This window comes from Pseudomonas sp. DC1.2 (assembly GCF_034351645.1).
Classification (GTDB): Bacteria; Pseudomonadota; Gammaproteobacteria; order Pseudomonadales; family Pseudomonadaceae; genus Aquipseudomonas.
In genome coordinates, this window is sequence record NZ_CP133782.1 from 5,424,153 (window position 1) to 5,440,353 (window position 16,201).

Annotated in this window: 19 protein-coding genes; 11 read left to right on the forward strand and 8 right to left on the reverse strand. The window is 58.9% G+C overall.

Going from position 1 to position 16,201, the window contains the following annotated elements; translation table 11 throughout:
* Positions 1-223: 223 nt before the first annotated feature.
* Positions 224-1,618 (forward strand): argininosuccinate lyase, encoded by a 1,395-nt coding sequence (argH, locus tag RHM68_RS24715; RefSeq protein WP_322219601.1) that lies wholly within the window; start codon positions 224-226, stop codon positions 1,616-1,618.
* Positions 1,619-1,722: 104 nt separating this feature from the next.
* Here argH and RHM68_RS24720 read toward each other — a convergent pair whose 3' ends face one another.
* Positions 1,723-2,382 carry a glutathione S-transferase gene (locus RHM68_RS24720; protein WP_322219602.1) on the reverse strand — a complete coding sequence of 220 codons (660 nt, stop codon included), beginning with the start codon at positions 2,380-2,382 and terminating at the stop codon, positions 1,723-1,725.
* A gap of 124 nt (positions 2,383-2,506) precedes the next feature.
* Here RHM68_RS24720 and RHM68_RS24725 point away from each other — a divergent pair, with 124 nt between their 5' ends.
* The 3 genes from RHM68_RS24725 (at position 2,507) to RHM68_RS24735 (ending at position 6,348) form a co-directional block, all read left to right on the forward strand.
* Positions 2,507-2,806, forward strand: a complete 300-nt coding sequence (locus tag RHM68_RS24725) for a hypothetical protein (RefSeq protein ID WP_322219603.1) — start codon at positions 2,507-2,509, stop codon at positions 2,804-2,806.
* 251 nt (positions 2,807-3,057) lie between these two features.
* A complete protein-coding gene (locus tag RHM68_RS24730) occupies positions 3,058-3,303 on the forward strand; it encodes a TIGR02647 family protein (RefSeq protein WP_322219604.1) in 246 nt (81 codons plus the stop codon).
* A 198-nt stretch (positions 3,304-3,501) separates the two neighbouring features.
* Positions 3,502-6,348 (forward strand): class I adenylate cyclase, encoded by a 2,847-nt coding sequence (locus RHM68_RS24735; protein ID WP_322219605.1) that lies wholly within the window; start codon positions 3,502-3,504, stop codon positions 6,346-6,348.
* A 7-nt stretch (positions 6,349-6,355) separates the two neighbouring features.
* Here RHM68_RS24735 and rnk read toward each other — a convergent pair whose 3' ends face one another.
* The 3 genes from rnk to cyaY form a co-directional block, all read right to left on the reverse strand.
* The gene (gene rnk / locus RHM68_RS24740; RefSeq protein WP_322219606.1) at positions 6,356-6,766 is read right to left on the reverse strand and encodes a nucleoside diphosphate kinase regulator; all 411 of its coding nucleotides are present in this window, start codon (positions 6,764-6,766) and stop codon (positions 6,356-6,358) included.
* Between the two features lie 162 nt (positions 6,767-6,928).
* Positions 6,929-7,141, reverse strand: a complete 213-nt coding sequence (locus RHM68_RS24745; RefSeq protein ID WP_322219607.1) for a DUF1289 domain-containing protein — start codon at positions 7,139-7,141, stop codon at positions 6,929-6,931.
* Positions 7,142-7,145: 4 nt separating this feature from the next.
* On the reverse strand, positions 7,146-7,478 hold the full coding sequence (gene cyaY / locus RHM68_RS24750) for an iron donor protein CyaY (protein ID WP_322219608.1): 333 nt from the start codon (positions 7,476-7,478) through the stop codon (positions 7,146-7,148).
* A gap of 329 nt (positions 7,479-7,807) precedes the next feature.
* On the opposite strand from cyaY, the gene lptM reads away from it, so the two are divergent.
* From lptM to RHM68_RS24780, 6 genes are read left to right on the forward strand one after another with little or no spacing between them, the layout of a single operon-like run.
* Complete coding sequence (gene lptM, locus RHM68_RS24755) at positions 7,808-7,993, forward strand: LPS translocon maturation chaperone LptM (protein ID WP_322219609.1); 186 nt, start codon at positions 7,808-7,810, stop codon at positions 7,991-7,993.
* A gap of 9 nt (positions 7,994-8,002) precedes the next feature.
* Entirely contained in the window at positions 8,003-9,250 is a 1,248-nt protein-coding gene (gene lysA, locus RHM68_RS24760) for a diaminopimelate decarboxylase (RefSeq protein ID WP_322219610.1), read from the forward strand.
* A 4-nt stretch (positions 9,251-9,254) separates the two neighbouring features.
* Complete coding sequence (gene dapF, locus RHM68_RS24765) at positions 9,255-10,085, forward strand: diaminopimelate epimerase (RefSeq protein ID WP_322219611.1); 831 nt, start codon at positions 9,255-9,257, stop codon at positions 10,083-10,085.
* Positions 10,086-10,098: 13 nt separating this feature from the next.
* The gene (locus RHM68_RS24770) at positions 10,099-10,824 is read left to right on the forward strand and encodes a DUF484 family protein (RefSeq protein WP_322219612.1); all 726 of its coding nucleotides are present in this window, start codon (positions 10,099-10,101) and stop codon (positions 10,822-10,824) included.
* A gap of 2 nt (positions 10,825-10,826) precedes the next feature.
* A complete protein-coding gene (xerC, locus tag RHM68_RS24775; protein ID WP_322219613.1) occupies positions 10,827-11,726 on the forward strand; it encodes a tyrosine recombinase XerC in 900 nt (299 codons plus the stop codon).
* A complete protein-coding gene (locus RHM68_RS24780) occupies positions 11,723-12,430 on the forward strand; it encodes an HAD-IA family hydrolase (RefSeq protein ID WP_322219614.1) in 708 nt (235 codons plus the stop codon). The genes xerC and RHM68_RS24780 overlap by 4 nt, the downstream gene beginning before the upstream one ends.
* 185 nt (positions 12,431-12,615) lie before the next feature.
* Here the strand turns inward: RHM68_RS24780 and sutA are convergent, their stop codons facing one another.
* The 4 genes from sutA to glnK all read right to left on the reverse strand — a co-directional run bounded on the left by sutA (position 12,616) and on the right by glnK (position 15,394).
* A complete protein-coding gene (gene sutA / locus RHM68_RS24785) occupies positions 12,616-12,939 on the reverse strand; it encodes a transcriptional regulator SutA (RefSeq protein ID WP_322219615.1) in 324 nt (107 codons plus the stop codon).
* A gap of 102 nt (positions 12,940-13,041) precedes the next feature.
* Entirely contained in the window at positions 13,042-13,467 is a 426-nt protein-coding gene (locus tag RHM68_RS24790) for a secondary thiamine-phosphate synthase enzyme YjbQ (RefSeq protein WP_322219616.1), read from the reverse strand.
* A gap of 215 nt (positions 13,468-13,682) precedes the next feature.
* Positions 13,683-15,020 (reverse strand): ammonium transporter, encoded by a 1,338-nt coding sequence (locus RHM68_RS24795; RefSeq protein ID WP_322219617.1) that lies wholly within the window; start codon positions 15,018-15,020, stop codon positions 13,683-13,685.
* Positions 15,021-15,055: 35 nt separating this feature from the next.
* Positions 15,056-15,394, reverse strand: coding sequence for a P-II family nitrogen regulator (gene glnK / locus RHM68_RS24800; RefSeq protein WP_002555808.1), 339 nt, complete (start codon positions 15,392-15,394; stop codon positions 15,056-15,058).
* 413 nt (positions 15,395-15,807) lie between these two features.
* On the opposite strand from glnK, the gene RHM68_RS24805 reads away from it, so the two are divergent.
* A complete protein-coding gene (locus tag RHM68_RS24805; RefSeq protein WP_322219618.1) occupies positions 15,808-16,074 on the forward strand; it encodes an accessory factor UbiK family protein in 267 nt (88 codons plus the stop codon).
* The last annotated feature ends 127 nt before the right edge of the window (positions 16,075-16,201 follow it).

The following is a 16,201-nucleotide window of genomic DNA, read 5'->3' on the forward strand; positions in this document are numbered from 1 at the left end:
CACAACATGTGCGCTGATCCTACGTCCAACTGTAGACGGTTGCCGAGACGATATTGCCCAATTGAAAAATATCGTTGCGCAATTTCCACAAGGCGCATCTCGAGTATGGCCCTTGAGATGAGAAAAAAACGTATCGACCAGTGTCACCGACAGGATTGGCAACCCTGTTATTATCCGCGACAGCTTTCAACGCCATCTTTCTTCAGCCGATACGAGCGAATTCATGAGCACTGACAAGACCAATCAGTCCTGGGGCGGCCGCTTCAGTGAACCCGTCGACGCCTTCGTCGCCCGCTTCACCGCCTCCGTCACTTTCGACCAGCGCCTGTATCGCCACGACATCATGGGCTCGATCGCCCACGCCACGATGCTGGCCAAAGTCGGCGTGCTGACTGATGCCGAACGCGACAGCATCGCTGATGGCCTGAAGACCATCCAGGGTGAAATCGAGGCCGGCCAATTCGACTGGCGCATCGACCTTGAAGACGTACACATGAACATCGAGGCGCGGCTGACTGACCGCATCGGCGTAACCGGTAAAAAGCTGCACACCGGTCGCAGCCGCAACGACCAGGTCGCCACCGATATCCGCCTGTGGCTGCGTGACGAGATCGACCTGATCCTGGCCGAGATCACCCGCCTGCAACAAGGTTTGCTGGAGCAGGCAGAGCGCGAAGCCGGCAGTATCATGCCAGGCTTCACCCACCTGCAAACCGCACAGCCGGTGACGTTCGGGCACCACATGCTGGCCTGGTTCGAAATGCTCAGCCGCGACTACGAGCGCCTCGTCGACTGCCGCAAACGCACTAACCGCATGCCCTTGGGCAGCGCCGCGCTCGCCGGCACCACCTACCCGATCGACCGCGAATTCACGGCTCAACTGCTGGGCTTTGATGCCGTCGGTGGTAACTCGCTGGACAACGTCTCCGATCGCGACTTCGCCATCGAGTTCTGCTCAGCCGCCAGCATCGCGATGATGCACTTGTCACGTTTCTCCGAAGAGTTGGTGCTGTGGACCAGCGCGCAATTCCAGTTCATCGATCTGCCAGACCGTTTTTGCACGGGCAGTTCGATCATGCCGCAAAAGAAAAACCCGGACGTTCCGGAGTTGGTTCGCGGCAAGACCGGCCGCGTGTTCGGTGCCCTGATGGGCCTGCTGACCCTGATGAAAGGCCAGCCATTGGCCTACAACAAGGACAACCAGGAAGACAAGGAACCCCTGTTCGATGCCGCCGATACGTTGCGTGATTCATTACGGGCGTTTGCCGATATGGTCCCGGCGATCAAACCCAAGCACGCAATCATGCGCGAAGCGGCGCTGCGCGGCTTCTCCACCGCTACTGACCTGGCTGACTATCTGGTACGTCGTGGCTTGCCGTTCCGTGATTGCCACGAAATCGTTGGCCATGCCGTTAAATACGGCGTGGAAAGCGGCAAGGACCTGGCGGAAATGAGCCTGGAAGAGCTGCGTAAGTTCAGCGATCAGATTGATCAGGATGTGTTTGCCGTGCTGACCCTTGAAGGCTCGGTGAACGCCCGTGACCATATCGGCGGGACCGCGCCAGCGCAGGTCAAAAAAGCCGTGGCGCGCGGACAGGCTTTACTCGCCAGCCGCTAAAAGCTTCGCGGGCAAGCCCGCCTCCACAGAGTCACGTGTGTTCAACAGACTCAATTGTGGAAGCGCGCAGGCCCGCGACAGCTGACTTCAGAATGCGACGAAATTCATTTCCTGGATGCGACCATCGCCATAAATCCCGGCATCGCCGCTTCCTTGTCTTTCGCGATCCGCTGCACATTCGGGTTCTGCCCCAGATGGTCGAGCAACGCCTTGGCGGCCGGCAGCTCGGCGAGCAGATCGATCCCGAACAACTTCTGAGCAACACCACACGCCAGCGGTACGCTGTACAAAAAATAAACATCCGCAAGGCTCAGACGCTCGCCGGCTACGTAAGGTGCGAACTTACCGTGCCTACCCAGTGAAGCAATACCGGCCAACAATTCGGCCTTGGTTTTATCCTTGATCGCATCCGGCACCGGCATGCCGAAAAATGCTTCGGGATAACAGGCGCGGCCCGGCAACTCGATGTACAGCTCGATTTCCCTGGCCAGCGCCAACACCTGTGCCCGTTCGAACGGCTCACTCGGCAGCAGCGACGTGCCTTTCTCGCACTGTTCCAGGTACTCGAGGATCACGCTGGTCTCGTTAATAAAACCCTGTTCCACACTCAACACCGGCACCTTGCCGCGCGGGCTTATCGCCAGCGCCTCGGGGGTTTGGCCGGCAAAAAATGGAACCTCTTCGAACGGTAATCCCTTCTCCAGCAACGCCAGCTTGACCATGTTGTAGTAGTTGCTGACCGAAAATCCATAAAGCTTAAGCATCACAAAGCCTCCGGGCCGTGCGGGGTTGGCAGTACCTGTTTATAGAATGAACCGTCGTTTCTTGCCAACCGCATCGCAAGACTGAATGCAGGTAAACTGGCCGCCTTAACTTGAGGAGCCTGCCATGAGCGAGCCAACCCCCGGCATCAATGAACACGACGAAATCGACGAAGAAGAGTTCGCCGAAAACACCTTGGTCGAAGCGATTGAAAACCAGATCGAAAGCGACAACCCCCCGGCGGCCAAGGCAACCTTCAACAAACTGACCCTGGTGGGTTACGAGCGTGAAGAAATCCTCAACTTGATGGCCCATGTACTGGCAGTGGAAATCGACGCGATCCTCGAAGAAGATCGAGCGTTCAATACCGATTGGTACGAAACCGCGTTGCGCGCATTGCCAGAGTTGCCGCCAGAAAAGAAATAAGCCTGATTCGAAAGACGCAGGCTCCTGTCGCAAGCCCTCTCGCCACAGAAGCCTGCCTTCTTACAGATTGTCACCAATCCTTTCTGCTTTCCTCCAGCCCCTGACTACACTCCTAATCACCCCGCAGCCACAGCACTCGCCGGGGAATACTGCCCGAGGCGAAAAACCCTGTCGCGAGCACTGGACATGCCGCACGAGTGGGCTCACCTTAGGGGCGCTGTCGTCCAATTCCTAGAAAGTCTGGAGTCCTTATGTCGCTTACCCCTGAGTTGGTTGCCGAACTGGAAATCCTTGCCCTCTTCAACCTGGACAGTTCCCAGGAAGGTTTGAAAATTCATCAGACCGCTGCCCCTAAAGCCATCGCCGCCACCCAACGTCTTTACGAAAAAGAACTGATCGATCAGCCCGATGGCGGTTATCTGACCAGCCTGGGGCGTGACGCCGCGCAAAATGTACAAACCGTACTGACCATTCTCAGCATTCAGGAAACAGCCTGAAAGTAGCAGCGCATCGCCCTCGGGAACCCCTGCTACGGGATTTCCGCGGGCACACTTCCTTACCTGCTGTCGACTCGCCATAGAAATCTGACGTTACAAATACAAATTCAGCTTAAAAATCGGCGGGACGAGGCGCTAAACTGCCCCTCACCTGTAGACCCTACCCTGTCCGAGCTTCGCGAGCCGGTTTGAGCTGAAATGACCCGCACCCATGAAATACGCCCCGACCTGGATGAGGGAATCGACCGAAAGGTTCTCAGCCAACTGCGCGCACGCTTTCTGAAGCTCAACGAAGGGCGCATGGCCAGGGCGATGGAAGGGTTGTCGACCCGCCAGCAGGGCGTTCTGACCCTGCTACCGCTGTTTTTCCACGTCAATCACCCGCTATTGCCCGGCTACGTGTCCGGCAGTACGCCCGCGGGGCTGTCGAATTTCGAGCCAACGGCCAACGCCCTCGCGGAAGCCCAGCGACTGACTCGTTCTTTTTCCTACAAACCCCGCCATGGCAGCAATCCTTCGCGACCGATTCACGGCTTGTTCCTCATGGGTAGCCTCGGCACACTCGCCCAAGCCGATCAGAGCGACATGGACGTGTGGGTCTGCCACGCCCCTGACTTGAACGAAAGCGAACTCGCGGAGTTGCGCAAAAAGTGCCAGCTCCTCGAAATTTGGGCCGCTAGCCAGGGCGCCGAGGCGCATTTTTTCCTGATTGAGCCGACCCGTTTCGTCCGCGGCGAACGGGATACGCAACTGAGTTCGGAAGACTGCGGCACCACTCAACACTATCTGCTGCTGGACGAGTTCTACCGCACGGCGATCTGGCTGGCCGGACGCACGCCGATCTGGTGGCTAGTGCCGGTCTACGAAGAATCGGCCTACGACCGGTACACCCACACGCTGATTTCCAAGCGTTTCATACGCGCCGATGAAACCCTCGACCTTGGACACCTAGCCTACATTCCTCCGGGCGAATTCGTCGGTGCTGGGCTGTGGCAGTTGTTCAAGGGCATCGAGTCGCCCTACAAGTCAGTGCTCAAGCTGTTACTGATTGAGGTCTACGCCAGCGAACACCCCAAGGTCCATTGCCTGAGCCTACGCTTTAAACACGCGGTGTTCGCCAATCGCCTGGACCTCGACGAGCTGGACCCTTACATCGTGGTCTATCGCCGCATCGAGGAGTACCTCACCGCCCGTGGCGAGCCGGGACGCCTGGAGTTGGTACGCCGCGCGCTGTACCTGAAGATCAATCGCAAGCTGACCGGCACCAGCAGTCGCACTCAGAGCTGGCAGCGCACGCTGCTGGAACGCCTCACCAATGAATGGCATTGGGACCCACGACAATTGGCGCTGCTCGACAGTCGCAGCCAGTGGAAAGTCCGCCAGGTCAGCGCTGAACGCCGGGCCTTGGTCAATGAGCTGAACTACAGCTACCGCTTCCTGACCCAGTTCGCCCGTAGCGAACAAACCGTCAGCCTGATCAACAAACGCGACCTCAATGTACTTGGACGTCGGTTATATGCAGCGTTCGAACGCAAGGCCGACAAGATCGAATTCATCAACCCTGGCATCGCGCCGGACCTGGCCGAAGACACCTTGACCTTGGTCCAGGCGCCCAACAAAAAAGAGCCGGGCCACACGCAATGGGGGTTGTACAACGGCAGCTTGGCCGCCCATGAGTGGGAGCACTTCGCCCCGATCAAACGCAGCCGCGCGTTGCTGGAACTGCTGACGTGGTGCCATCGCAATGGTGTGATCGACAGCAGCACGCGACTCGCCTTGCACCCCGGCACCAGCGACTTGAGCGAGTTCGAGCTGTTCAACCTACTCGGCAGCCTGCAACAGAGCATCGCCCTGCCCCTGACCACGGTGGCCGAGGATCCGCTGCTGCGCGCCAGTGTGCCCAGTGAAGTGCTGATTCTGGTGAACGTTGGCATCGATCCGCTCAAGCACCATCGCGACCTGAACATCCTGATGACCACCGAGCGTACCGACTCATTGAGTTACGCAGGCGTTCGGGAAAACCTGGTATTGACCCTGGACCAGGTCACGCTCAATAGCTGGAATGAAGTGTTGGTCAGTCGTTTCGACGGTCCCAACGCCCTGCTCGACTGCCTGCGCGATTACCTCAGCAACCTGCCAAAAGGCCCGCAATCGCCGCGTTTGCGAGTCCGTTGCTTCTGCCACAATCGCGCGCAGTTCATCGCTCGGCGGGTCGAAGAGATTATTGATACCGCGCAAAACCTGTTGCTCAGCCAGCTCAACCATCGCTACCTGATTCAGGTGCAACAGCACTACCACGTGCTGGAGCTGGTGCATGGCCAGGTCAAGCATGTCGCCCTCGCCACGCTGACGGCGCTGTTGGATTACCTGGGCGAAGAACTTGGCAGTTACAGCCCGCTGCACCTGGACCCAATGGCCCTTGAGGAGCACGATCTGGCGCTGATTCTGCCCATGGGCCAGCCCGAGTGCATTCAGGTGTTCTACCGGATCAACGAGCACCAGGCAGATATTTACGTGCTGGATGAGTTCGGCGCCCTCTGGCAGCAGCGCCTGCCTTATCACGATGAGCAAAGCCTGCTGGTGCCACTGCAACGTTTCCTGCAATCGATCCAATACCGGCGCGACGCCTTGCTGCCGATGAACGCGGCACAGCCCCTGAGCCTGGAGACGTTGTATTACCAGTTGTTGCCATCTGGCACTGGGCGGCCGCGTCGGATCGAATCCCGGCCAGCGCCGCAAACACCGGTCGACAAACCTTTTTACGATGTTCAGGCGATCATCGGCAAAGCCGCACCGGGACAGGTGCAGGTCACGTTGTATTGCAATCAGCAGGAGTTTTCAGAGTTGGAGCATGGCGACCAGCTATTCAGCGTGGTCGCCCGGGAAATCGTCCATCAGCGCAGCGAGACGGAACGCTATCGCTGTTACATCACCGATCTGGACCTGTCGGGCCTGCTCGGTGACGCTCAGAGTTCAAGCAATGTGTACCTGCGCTACAAGACCGAACTGGAGCGCGCCTTGAACGAGGCACTCGAACAGGTCTGAGGACGCATCAGAATGAGCAGTCGCCGCCGTTGGCCGGCTGCGATTCAACTTCCAGCAATGTCAACTTGAGGGTTTTACCGCCCGGTGCTGGCCAGTCGATGTGCTGACCAACCTTGAGGCCCAACAAGGCGCTGCCGACTGGCGCCAGAATCGAGATTTTCCCTTCGTCGGCGTTGGCATCCTTCGGGTACACCAACGTCAAGTGATAGTCCTTGCCACTGCTTTCTTCTCGGCAATGCACACGGGAATTCATGGTTACTACATCGGCAGGGACTTCATCGTGACCGACCAGGGTATCGGCGCGATCCAATTCGGTTTGCAGCGCGATCACGCCCGGCAGCGAGTCATCCAAGCTGTCGATCAGGCGTTCCAGACGTTGTACGTCCAGACGGGTAAGGGTGATGGAAGGTGCGGTCATGATTCAGGCAGACTCCTTTCTTCTGCACAAAAAAAGCAAAACCCCGCCAGAAAAAGGCGGGGTTTTCACGAGCCTCGATGATTTGAGGCGTTCGCGGACACTATCACAGCTCAATAAATATACAAGCCAGGCCACCCACGCCTGCCCTGGCTACAGAAGCCGTTATGCCGAGACTTTGCGTTGCGCGGCGGCAGCACAAATAACCCGGCGACGATCATCGTCGGCCGAGCGCCATTCACGAATGTCTTCGACATGGCGAAAACACCCTTGGCAGACCTTGTGCTCATCCAGCCGGCACACGCCGCTACACGGCGACGGGACCGCCGGGCTGACGTTGCTGAACAGCGGCTTGGGAGGGCGAACAGTCTGAGTCACGCTGTTACAAACCTTCGAAATCGAGTTTGACCGAGGCTTGCTGCTCGACGATGCGCTCAAGCATTTCGCCCAGTTGCTCCTCGCTCTTGTCGCACATCCAGCGCTCGCTTTCTGCGTCGTAGTCGAAGTGAAAACCACCGGACACGGCCGCCAGCCACAGCTGACGCAGCGGCTCCTGACGGCTGAAGATCAGCTGGCTGCCGTTTTCGAACTTGACGGTAAGAACACCGGCCGAGCTTTCAAGATCGATATCCAGGCCGCTCTCGTCGAAAATATCCTCCAGCATTTGCTGGGTAGCATCGACCAGGTCGTGGAAACGGGCTTCGGTCAAACTCATTGCAGGCACCTCAAAAAATGTCTGATCACGCTCAAGCGCCGCAAGATACGGGCGAGCCCCAGTGATTGCAAAGGATAACGACCAAGCGTCGATATCGATACGGTGAGCGCTGTGTCTGTAGGAGCGAGCCTCTGGCAAAGAGGCCGGCACATTCAACACCATTGTTGGCTGACACACTGCTTTCGCGAGCAGGCTCACTTCCACAGTAGATTGCATATAACTGACGGGCATCAGGCGAAGGCCCGCCAGACGGGAGTTCCGTCGCATAGGCAAGCTGCCGGGTGGCCGGTATACTCCGGCGCAATTAACGCATTTTCAAGGATTTCGCCATGAAGCGCCTGATCTCTTCCTTTGCTGCGCTCGCTACGCTCGTCGCTTTTGCCTGCCTCGTTTCGGCCTGTGGTCAAAAAGGCCCGCTGTACCTGCCTGACGACACTCAAGACCCCGCCGAACAGGCCAAGTCGTCGCAGCAAGCGCCTGTTTCCAAAGCACACAAGCACGACGTCTACCAATAAGGGAACGCCATGGACGCTTTTAACTACCGTGACGGTGAGCTGTTCGCGGAAGGCGTGGCCCTGTCCGCCATCGCCGAACGCTTTGGGACACCGACCTACGTCTATTCCCGCGCCCACATCGAAGCCCAGTACCTGGCGTATGCCGATGCGCTGGCCGGCGTGCCGCACCTGGTTTGCTTTGCGGTCAAGGCCAACTCCAACCTGGGTGTTCTGAATGTCTTGGCCCGTCTTGGCGCCGGTTTCGACATCGTCTCCCGCGGTGAACTGGAACGCGTACTGGCCGCTGGCGGAAGCGCCGACAAGATTGTTTTCTCCGGCGTCGGCAAGACCCGTGAAGACATGCGTCGCGCACTGGAAGTGGGTGTGCATTGCTTCAACGTCGAGTCCACCGATGAGCTGGAACGCCTGCAAGTGGTCGCCGCCGAGTTGGGCGTTCGCGCACCGATCTCGCTTCGCGTGAACCCGGACGTCGATGCCGGCACCCACCCATACATTTCCACCGGTCTTAAAGAGAACAAGTTCGGCATCGCCATCGCCGACGCCGAAGACGTGTACATCCGCGCCGCACAACTGCCGAACCTGGAAGTGCTCGGCGTCGATTGCCACATCGGTTCGCAACTGACCAGCCTGCCTCCCTTCCTTGATGCGCTCGATCGCCTGCTGGGCTTGATTGATCGTCTGGGCGAGTGCGGCATTTACCTGCGCCACATCGACCTCGGTGGCGGCGTCGGTGTGCGTTATCGCGATGAAGAGCCGCCGCTGGTGGCCGACTACATCAAAGCCGTGCGCGAACGTTGCGACGGTCGCGACTTGGCGCTGGTGTTCGAACCGGGCCGCTTCATCGTCGCCAATGCCGGCGTGCTGCTGACCCAGGTCGAGTACCTCAAGCACACCGAACACAAAGACTTCGCCATCGTCGATGCGGCCATGAACGACCTGATTCGCCCGGCGCTGTACCAAGCCTGGATGAACGTCACCGCCGTGCGCCCTCGCGATACCGCCGCGCGCGCCTACGACATCGTCGGCCCGATCTGCGAGACCGGCGATTTCCTGGCCAAGGATCGTCAACTGGCATTGGAAGAAGGCGATTTGCTGGCGGTGCATTCTGCCGGCGCCTATGGGTTTGTCATGAGTTCCAACTACAACACCCGCGGCCGTGCCGCCGAAGTGTTGGTGGATGGTGATCAGGCAGTTGAAGTGCGTCGCCGTGAGACGGTAGCCGAGTTGTTTGCTGGCGAAAGCCTGCTGCCGGAGTAAACCCATGCTGCTGCGTTTTACCAAGATGCATGGCCTGGGCAATGACTTCATGGTCCTCGACCTGGTCAGCCAGCACGCGCATATTCTGCCCAAGCACGCCAAGCAATGGGGCGATCGGCACACCGGTATCGGTTTCGACCAATTGCTGATTGTCGAAGCGCCAAGTAACCCGGAGGTGGATTTCCGTTACCGGATCTTCAACTCCGACGGCTCCGAAGTGGAACAGTGCGGCAACGGTGCCCGCTGCTTCGCGCGTTTTGTGCTCGATAAGCGCCTGACCGCAAAACGGCAGATACGCGTCGAGACCAAAAGCGGCATCATCGAACTGGACATCCGCAGCGACGGTCAGATCAGTGTCAACATGGGCGCGCCGCGCGTGGTGCCGGCGGACATTCCATTTGAAGCCCCAGCCCAGGCCCTGAGCTATCAGGTGGACGTCGAGGGCTCTGTCGTCGAACTGGCAGCGGTGTCCATGGGTAATCCCCATGCCGTGCTGCGGGTCAGCGACATCAACAACGCACCGGTGCATGAACTGGGGCCGAAAATCGAACACCATCCGCGCTTCCCGGCGCGGGTTAACGTCGGTTTTCTCCAAGTGATCGACCGTAACCGTGCGCAGTTGCGCGTCTGGGAACGCGGGGCCGGGGAAACCCAGGCTTGCGGTACGGGCGCTTGTGCTGCTGCAGTGGCCGCGATCAGCCAGGGGTGGATGGATTCGCCCCTATTGATCGACCTGCCCGGCGGGCGCCTGTGCATTGAATGGGCGGGCCCTGGCGAACCGGTGATGATGACCGGCCCGGCAGTGCGCGTATACGAAGGACAAGTGCGTCTTTGAGTGAGCCAAACCCATGACCGATAAGCCTCTGGTACCCGCCCGACAGCCCGAAGAATCAGCGTCCGAAAGCCTGGAGGCGGCGGCGATTGCTGCGTACCTGGAGGCTCATCCGGATTTCTTCGTCGAGCACGAAGAACTGCTTCCGGCCCTGCGCATCCCGCACCAACGCGGTGACACCGTGTCGTTGGTGGAGCGCCAGATGGCTATTCTGCGTGAACGCAACATAGAGTTGCGTCATCGCCTCTCGCATTTGATGGACGTGGCTCGTGACAACGACCGTCTCTTCGACAAAACCCGCCGCCTGATTCTTGCGCTGATGGACGCCACCAGCCTGGAAGACGTGGTCATCAGTGTTGAAGACAGTCTGCGCCAGGACTTTCAGGTGCCCTTTGTCAGCCTGATCCTGCTGGGCGACAACGCCATGCCTGTGGGCCGCTGGGCGACCCACGCCGAAGCGCAAACCGCCATTGGCGGCCTGCTCTCGGAAGACAAAAGCGTCAGCGGCAGCCTGCGCGAACACGAGCTGGATTTCCTGTTCGGCGAGGAACAACGCAAACAGATCGGTTCCACCGCCGTCGTCGCTATCAGCCATCAAGGCATTCACGGCGTCCTGGCGATCGCCAGCCGCGATCCGCAGCACTATAAAAGTTCGGTCGGTACGCTGTTTTTGAGCTACATCGCCGAAGTCATGGGCCGCGTGTTGCCACGGGTCAACAACGCCCCACGCCCGGTACGCTGATCGTGGAACGACAACTGAACGCTTACTGCGAACACCTGCGCAGTGAGCGGCAGGTGTCACCCCACACCTTGTACGCCTACCGCCACGACCTCGATAAAGTGCTCGGCTGGTGCGTCAAACAGAACATCAGCAGTTGGGCCAGCCTGGATATCCAGCGCTTGCGCAGCCTGATAGCCCGCCTGCACTCACAAGGCCAATCGTCGCGCAGCCTCGCGCGGCTGTTGTCGGCGGTGCGCGGGCTCTATCACTATCTGAACCGCGAAGGCCTGTGCGATCACGATCCGGCCAACGGCCTGGCGCCGCCCAAAGGTGAACGACGACTGCCGAAAACCCTCGACACCGATCGCGCGCTGCAACTGCTGGAAGGCGCGGTCGAGGACGATTTTCTGGCCCGCCGGGATCAGGCGATTCTGGAACTGTTCTATTCCTCCGGCCTGCGGCTTTCCGAGCTGACAGGGCTCAATCTTGACCAACTCGATCTGGCTGACGGCATGATTCAGGTCCTCGGCAAGGGCAGCAAGACCCGCCTGCTGCCTGTCGGCAAAAAGGCCTGCGAAGCGCTGGAACTGTGGCTACCGCTGCGGGCCATGGCCAACCCGGCAGACGATGCAGTCTTCGTCAGCCAGCAAGGCCGGCGCTTGGGTTCTCGGGCAATTCAGCTTCGAGTCAAGGCCGCTGGCGCCCGCGAATTAGGGCAAAACCTGCACCCGCACATGCTGCGGCACTCGTTTGCCAGCCACTTGCTCGAATCCTCGCAAGACCTGCGTGCAGTGCAGGAGTTGCTCGGTCACTCGGACATCAAGACCACACAGATCTACACCCACCTGGATTTCCAGCATTTGGCGACGGTGTACGACAGCGCCCATCCACGGGCTAAACGCGTTAAAGGCGATGACTCATGACCCTCCAACTGATCACCTTCGACCTCGACGACACCCTGTGGGACACCGCACCGGTGATCATCAGTGCCGAAGCTACCTTGCGCGAATGGCTGACCGACCATGCGCCGAAACTGGGAGCCGTGCCGGTGGAGCACCTTTGGTCGATTCGTGAGCGGGTTTTGAGCAATGATCCGAGCCTCAAGCATCGAATCAGCGCGTTGCGGCGCCAGGTTCTGTTCCACGCACTGGAAGAGGCCGGCTACGACCATGGCAACGCTTCAGCGCTGGCGGATCAGAGTTTTGAGGTGTTCCTGCAGGCTCGGCATCAGATAGAGGTGTTTCCCGAGGTTGAGCCAACACTCGAAGTTCTAGCCAGCCACTATGCACTCGGCGTGGTCACTAACGGCAATGCCGATGTGCGCCGACTGGGTCTGGCGGATTACTTCAAATTTGCGTTGTGCGCCGAAGACATTGGCATCGCCAAGCCAGATGCGCGGCTGTTTCATGAGGCCTTGCGACGTGGCGGGGCAACAGCCGCAACGGCGGTGCATATTGGCGATCACCCCGGCGATGACATTGCCGGAGCCCAGCAAGCAGGGTTGCGAGCGATCTGGTTTAACCCGGCCGGCAAGCCATGGGACGCCGAAAAGGCACCCGATGCCGAGGTTCGCAGCTTGACCGAATTACCGGCGCTGCTGGCGCACTGGAACGCCGCTTCGACCTGACACACCGCCTGCAGGAGCGGGTTTGCCCACGATTAAGGAGTGCCAGGCAACCTCGCTTGTGAATATGACAGCCTCGTCGCGAGCAGACTCGTGCAGTGGAGCGCACGAAAACTGGGGCTGTTGTTTCGCCCATGAAAAAGCCCGCAGCGACGGCGGGCTTTTTCAGCAAGCAAAGTCGCAGACGCTTAGATAGGCCGGCTGCCGTACTTGTTGTCAGGCTTCTTGGGCGGATCGGCGACCACATTGGCCTCCACTTCCTGAACCTTGCCGCCTTTGGAGAGGAACTCCTCCATGGCGCGGGCCAGAGCATCACGCTCTTTATTCTTGGCTTCAACGCTCGGCAGCTCATCAACCGACACCGCGGCCTTGGCTTTGCCCTTGGCAGTAGGAACCGGCGCATCACCACCGTCGTCGTCAGCAACGTCTTCCGCTGCAGCTTCGAGGCCTTCTTCAGCCTCGTCTTCGTCGCCTACTTCCAGGTCGTCGTTTTCCAGATCATCGTCGCTCATGTTCTACCTCATGACTTGCGAAAAGCAGATTAGTTATAGCCCAGCTTCGCCATCTGTCGACGGCCGCCGGAAAAAATTCAACAACCGCTGGTAACCAGCGGTTTATGCCCCTTCACCGTGAAAGGTGGCGAGGACTTTACGGGCACCGCCGTGATCACGGTGCTCGCCCAGATAAACGCCCTGCCAGGTTCCCAACGCCAGTCGGCCTGCCGAAATCGGCAAACTGAGCTGACAGCCAAGCACGCTGGCCTTGAAGTGCGCCGGGAGGTCGTCCAAGCCTTCGTCGTTATGCTCATAGCCATCTGTTCCTTGTGGGATCAGACGATTGAAAAATCGTTCGAAGTCGCGACGTACCGCCGGATCGGCGTTCTCGTTGATGGTCAACGACGCCGAGGTATGCTGCAGCCACAAATGCAACAGACCGACCCGACACACCTTGAGTTCAGGCAGCCCGGCGAGTAACTCGTCCGTTACCAGATGAAAGCCCCGTGGCCGTGCCCTCAGGGTTATCAGCGTCTGTTGCCACATACAGTTCTCCGCACGTTCGGGGCGCATTCTAGCGCGCTCAGGAAAAAAACAAAGGCCCTAATATTCCTGCACTGCTGTAAGTCTTTCGCCTCAAAAAAACGCTGAGTGTAAACACGACATAAGGCGTAAGAAAAAACCTTTCAGCCACCTCTTTCAATGACAAATCCCAGACAAAAAAATGCCCGGCAAGCCGGGCAATTTTTTTAGTGAGCGTATTACAAGTTGTAGCCGCGCTCGTTGTGCTGTGCCAGATCCAGACCGACCGCTTCTTCCTCATCGGTCACACGCAGACCCATGACAGCGTCCAGGACCTTGAGAATGATGAAGGTGACGATTGCGGTGTAGATAATCGTGAAGCCTACGCCTTTGCACTGAATCCAGACTTGTGCAGCGATGTCGGTAACAGTACCGAAGCCGCCGAGGGCTGGCGCTGCGAACACACCTGTCAGGATCGCACCGAGGATACCGCCGATACCATGTACACCAAAGGCGTCCAGGGAGTCGTCATAGCCGAGTTTGCGTTTCAAGGTCGTCGCGCAGAAGAAGCAGACGACGCCCGCCGCCAAGCCAATGATCAGCGAGCCCATTGGGCCCACGGTGCCTGCCGCTGGAGTGATTGCCACCAGACCGGCCACCACACCCGACGCGATGCCCAAAGCACTTGGCTTGCCGTGGGTGATCCACTCGGCAAACATCCAGCCCAATGCCGCGGCGGCGGTAGCGATTTGAGTCACCAGCATCGCCATACCGGCCGTGCCGTTGGCCGCTGCGGCGGAACCGGCGTTGAAACCGAACCAGCCGACCCACAACATCGCAGCGCCCATCAGGGTGTAACCGAGGTTATGAGGGGCCATCGGAGTTGTCGGGAAGCCTTTGCGCTTGCCCAATACCAGGCAGGCAATCAGGCCAGCCACACCGGCGTTGATGTGAACCACGGTGCCGCCGGCGAAATCGAGTACACCCCAGTCGCCCAACAGCGAACCTGGACCGCTCCAGACCATGTGCGCAATCGGTGCGTAAACCAGGGTGAACCAGACACCCATGAACACCAGCATCGCGGAGAACTTCATCCGTTCAGCAAACGCACCGACGATCAACGCCGGGGTGATGATGGCAAAGGTCATCTGATAGGTGACAAACACCGCTTCAGGGAACAGCGCCGTCGGCCCGGTAATGCTGGCAGGCGTGATGCCGGCCAGGAAGGCCTTGGCAAAGCTGCCGACAAAGGAGTTGAGGTTGACGACGTTGACTTCCATCCCCGTGGTGTCGAACGCCATGCTGTAGCCATAAATGAACCACAGGATGGTGACCAGACCGGTAATGGCGAAGCACTGCATCATCACGGAAAGAATGTTTTTCGACCGAACCATACCGCCGTAGAACAGCGCGAGGCCCGGGATCGTCATGAACAGGACGAGGGCAGTAGAGGTCATCATCCAGGCGGTGTCGCCGGAGTTGAGGACTGGAGGCGCCACCGGATCTGCCGCCATAGCCAGGCCGGGCATTACGATGGACAACAGGGCTCCGAGCCCTGCGAATTTACGCAGAGTCATATTGTTTTCTCCTGGGGCGTTGGGTTTGTGGCGGCTTAGATTGCGTCGGTATCGGTTTCGCCGGTACGGATGCGAATCGCCTGTTCCAAATTGACCACGAAAATCTTGCCGTCACCGATCTTGCCAGTGTTGGCCGCCTTGGTTATCGCCTCGATAACCCGATCAAGATCCTTGTCGTCAATGGCGACATCGATCTTCACCTTGGGCAGAAAATCGACCACGTACTCCGCGCCGCGATACAGCTCGGTGTGACCCTTCTGCCGACCGAAGCCTTTGACTTCAGTGACGGTAATGCCCTGCACGCCGATCTCGGACAGCGACTCGCGCACGTCGTCCAGTTTGAACGGCTTGATGATGGCAGTGACTAGCTTCATGAAAACTCTCTCCCGAATTGGTGGACTTGCCCCAGGAAAACAAACCCGACTCAAGTCTAAGCGCAGTGCCTGGCTTTGTAACGCATCGTCGGCCCTACCTGCCCGTCCGACGCCAGCTAACCTCCGTGCGAAACTTCCTCGTTCCGTATGGCGCACTGCATTCGTCACAGCGACTGCATCAGTGCATGGGTCACTAGCGACTAAGCAGAAAGCTTGCCATCTCGCCAAAAACCAGTGATTTCAGTCCTTTGATCGCTAGCGCAGGCCACTTCTCACACTTCGGGGGCCCTTTGCGCACAACAACAGTGCATTACCGTCCGTCCCTCTGCGCGAAAAGCGTGCATCGCTGCCTGCGGGATTGACTATAGACACTGCGTGATACACTGCGCGCCATTGTTTCCAGGACTTTTCCCATGCTCGCGCCCAAAGACTTCCTCGACGCCCTGAGCGGCACCGCCTCCCGCCTCTTCAGCGGCGAAACCCCGCTGCCGAAAAGCGAAATCGAAAGTCAGTTCAAAGCCCTGCTGCAAAGCGGCTTCAGCAAGCTGGATCTGGTGAGCAGGGAAGAGTTCGATAGCCAAATGGTTGTGCTCGCACGCACTCGGGCACGATTGGAGAGTCTTGAGGCGAAGGTAGCTGAGCTTGAAACCAGGCTGAGCCCATCGGCTGCATCCGAGTAAACCGCCCCTGCGGGACGTTATTCAGGCGTGCGGTCTGGGCCACGACTGCTCATTCGGGCCCCTACGATTAATGTGAGGGGCAGGCCAAGTCTTCATCCTGCGCGTCGCCCCCATCGTAGATACGTCT

Bases quoted from the DNA above. Each gene is read 5' to 3' on its own strand.
- RHM68_RS24735 (WP_322219605.1), top strand. From the start codon at position 3,502: ATGACCCGCACCCATGAAATACGCCCCGACCTGGATGAGGGAATCGAC.
- RHM68_RS24770 (WP_322219612.1), top strand. From the start codon at position 10,099: ATGACCGATAAGCCTCTGGTACCCGCCCGACAGCCCGAAGAATCAGCG.
- RHM68_RS24790 (WP_322219616.1), bottom strand. From the start codon at position 13,467: ATGTGGCAACAGACGCTGATAACCCTGAGGGCACGGCCACGGGGCTTT.
- lptM (WP_322219609.1), top strand. From the start codon at position 7,808: ATGAAGCGCCTGATCTCTTCCTTTGCTGCGCTCGCTACGCTCGTCGCT.
- argH (WP_322219601.1), top strand. From the start codon at position 224: ATGAGCACTGACAAGACCAATCAGTCCTGGGGCGGCCGCTTCAGTGAA.
- RHM68_RS24720 (WP_322219602.1), bottom strand. From the start codon at position 2,382: ATGCTTAAGCTTTATGGATTTTCGGTCAGCAACTACTACAACATGGTC.
- lysA (WP_322219610.1), top strand. From the start codon at position 8,003: ATGGACGCTTTTAACTACCGTGACGGTGAGCTGTTCGCGGAAGGCGTG.
- cyaY (WP_322219608.1), bottom strand. From the start codon at position 7,478: ATGAGTTTGACCGAAGCCCGTTTCCACGACCTGGTCGATGCTACCCAG.
- RHM68_RS24730 (WP_322219604.1), top strand. From the start codon at position 3,058: ATGTCGCTTACCCCTGAGTTGGTTGCCGAACTGGAAATCCTTGCCCTC.
- glnK (WP_002555808.1), bottom strand. From the start codon at position 15,394: ATGAAGCTAGTCACTGCCATCATCAAGCCGTTCAAACTGGACGACGTG.
- RHM68_RS24780 (WP_322219614.1), top strand. From the start codon at position 11,723: ATGACCCTCCAACTGATCACCTTCGACCTCGACGACACCCTGTGGGAC.
- rnk (WP_322219606.1), bottom strand. From the start codon at position 6,766: ATGACCGCACCTTCCATCACCCTTACCCGTCTGGACGTACAACGTCTG.
- RHM68_RS24795 (WP_322219617.1), bottom strand. From the start codon at position 15,020: ATGACTCTGCGTAAATTCGCAGGGCTCGGAGCCCTGTTGTCCATCGTA.
- dapF (WP_322219611.1), top strand. From the start codon at position 9,255: ATGCTGCTGCGTTTTACCAAGATGCATGGCCTGGGCAATGACTTCATG.
- RHM68_RS24805 (WP_322219618.1), top strand. From the start codon at position 15,808: ATGCTCGCGCCCAAAGACTTCCTCGACGCCCTGAGCGGCACCGCCTCC.
- RHM68_RS24725 (WP_322219603.1), top strand. From the start codon at position 2,507: ATGAGCGAGCCAACCCCCGGCATCAATGAACACGACGAAATCGACGAA.
- sutA (WP_322219615.1), bottom strand. From the start codon at position 12,939: ATGAGCGACGATGATCTGGAAAACGACGACCTGGAAGTAGGCGACGAA.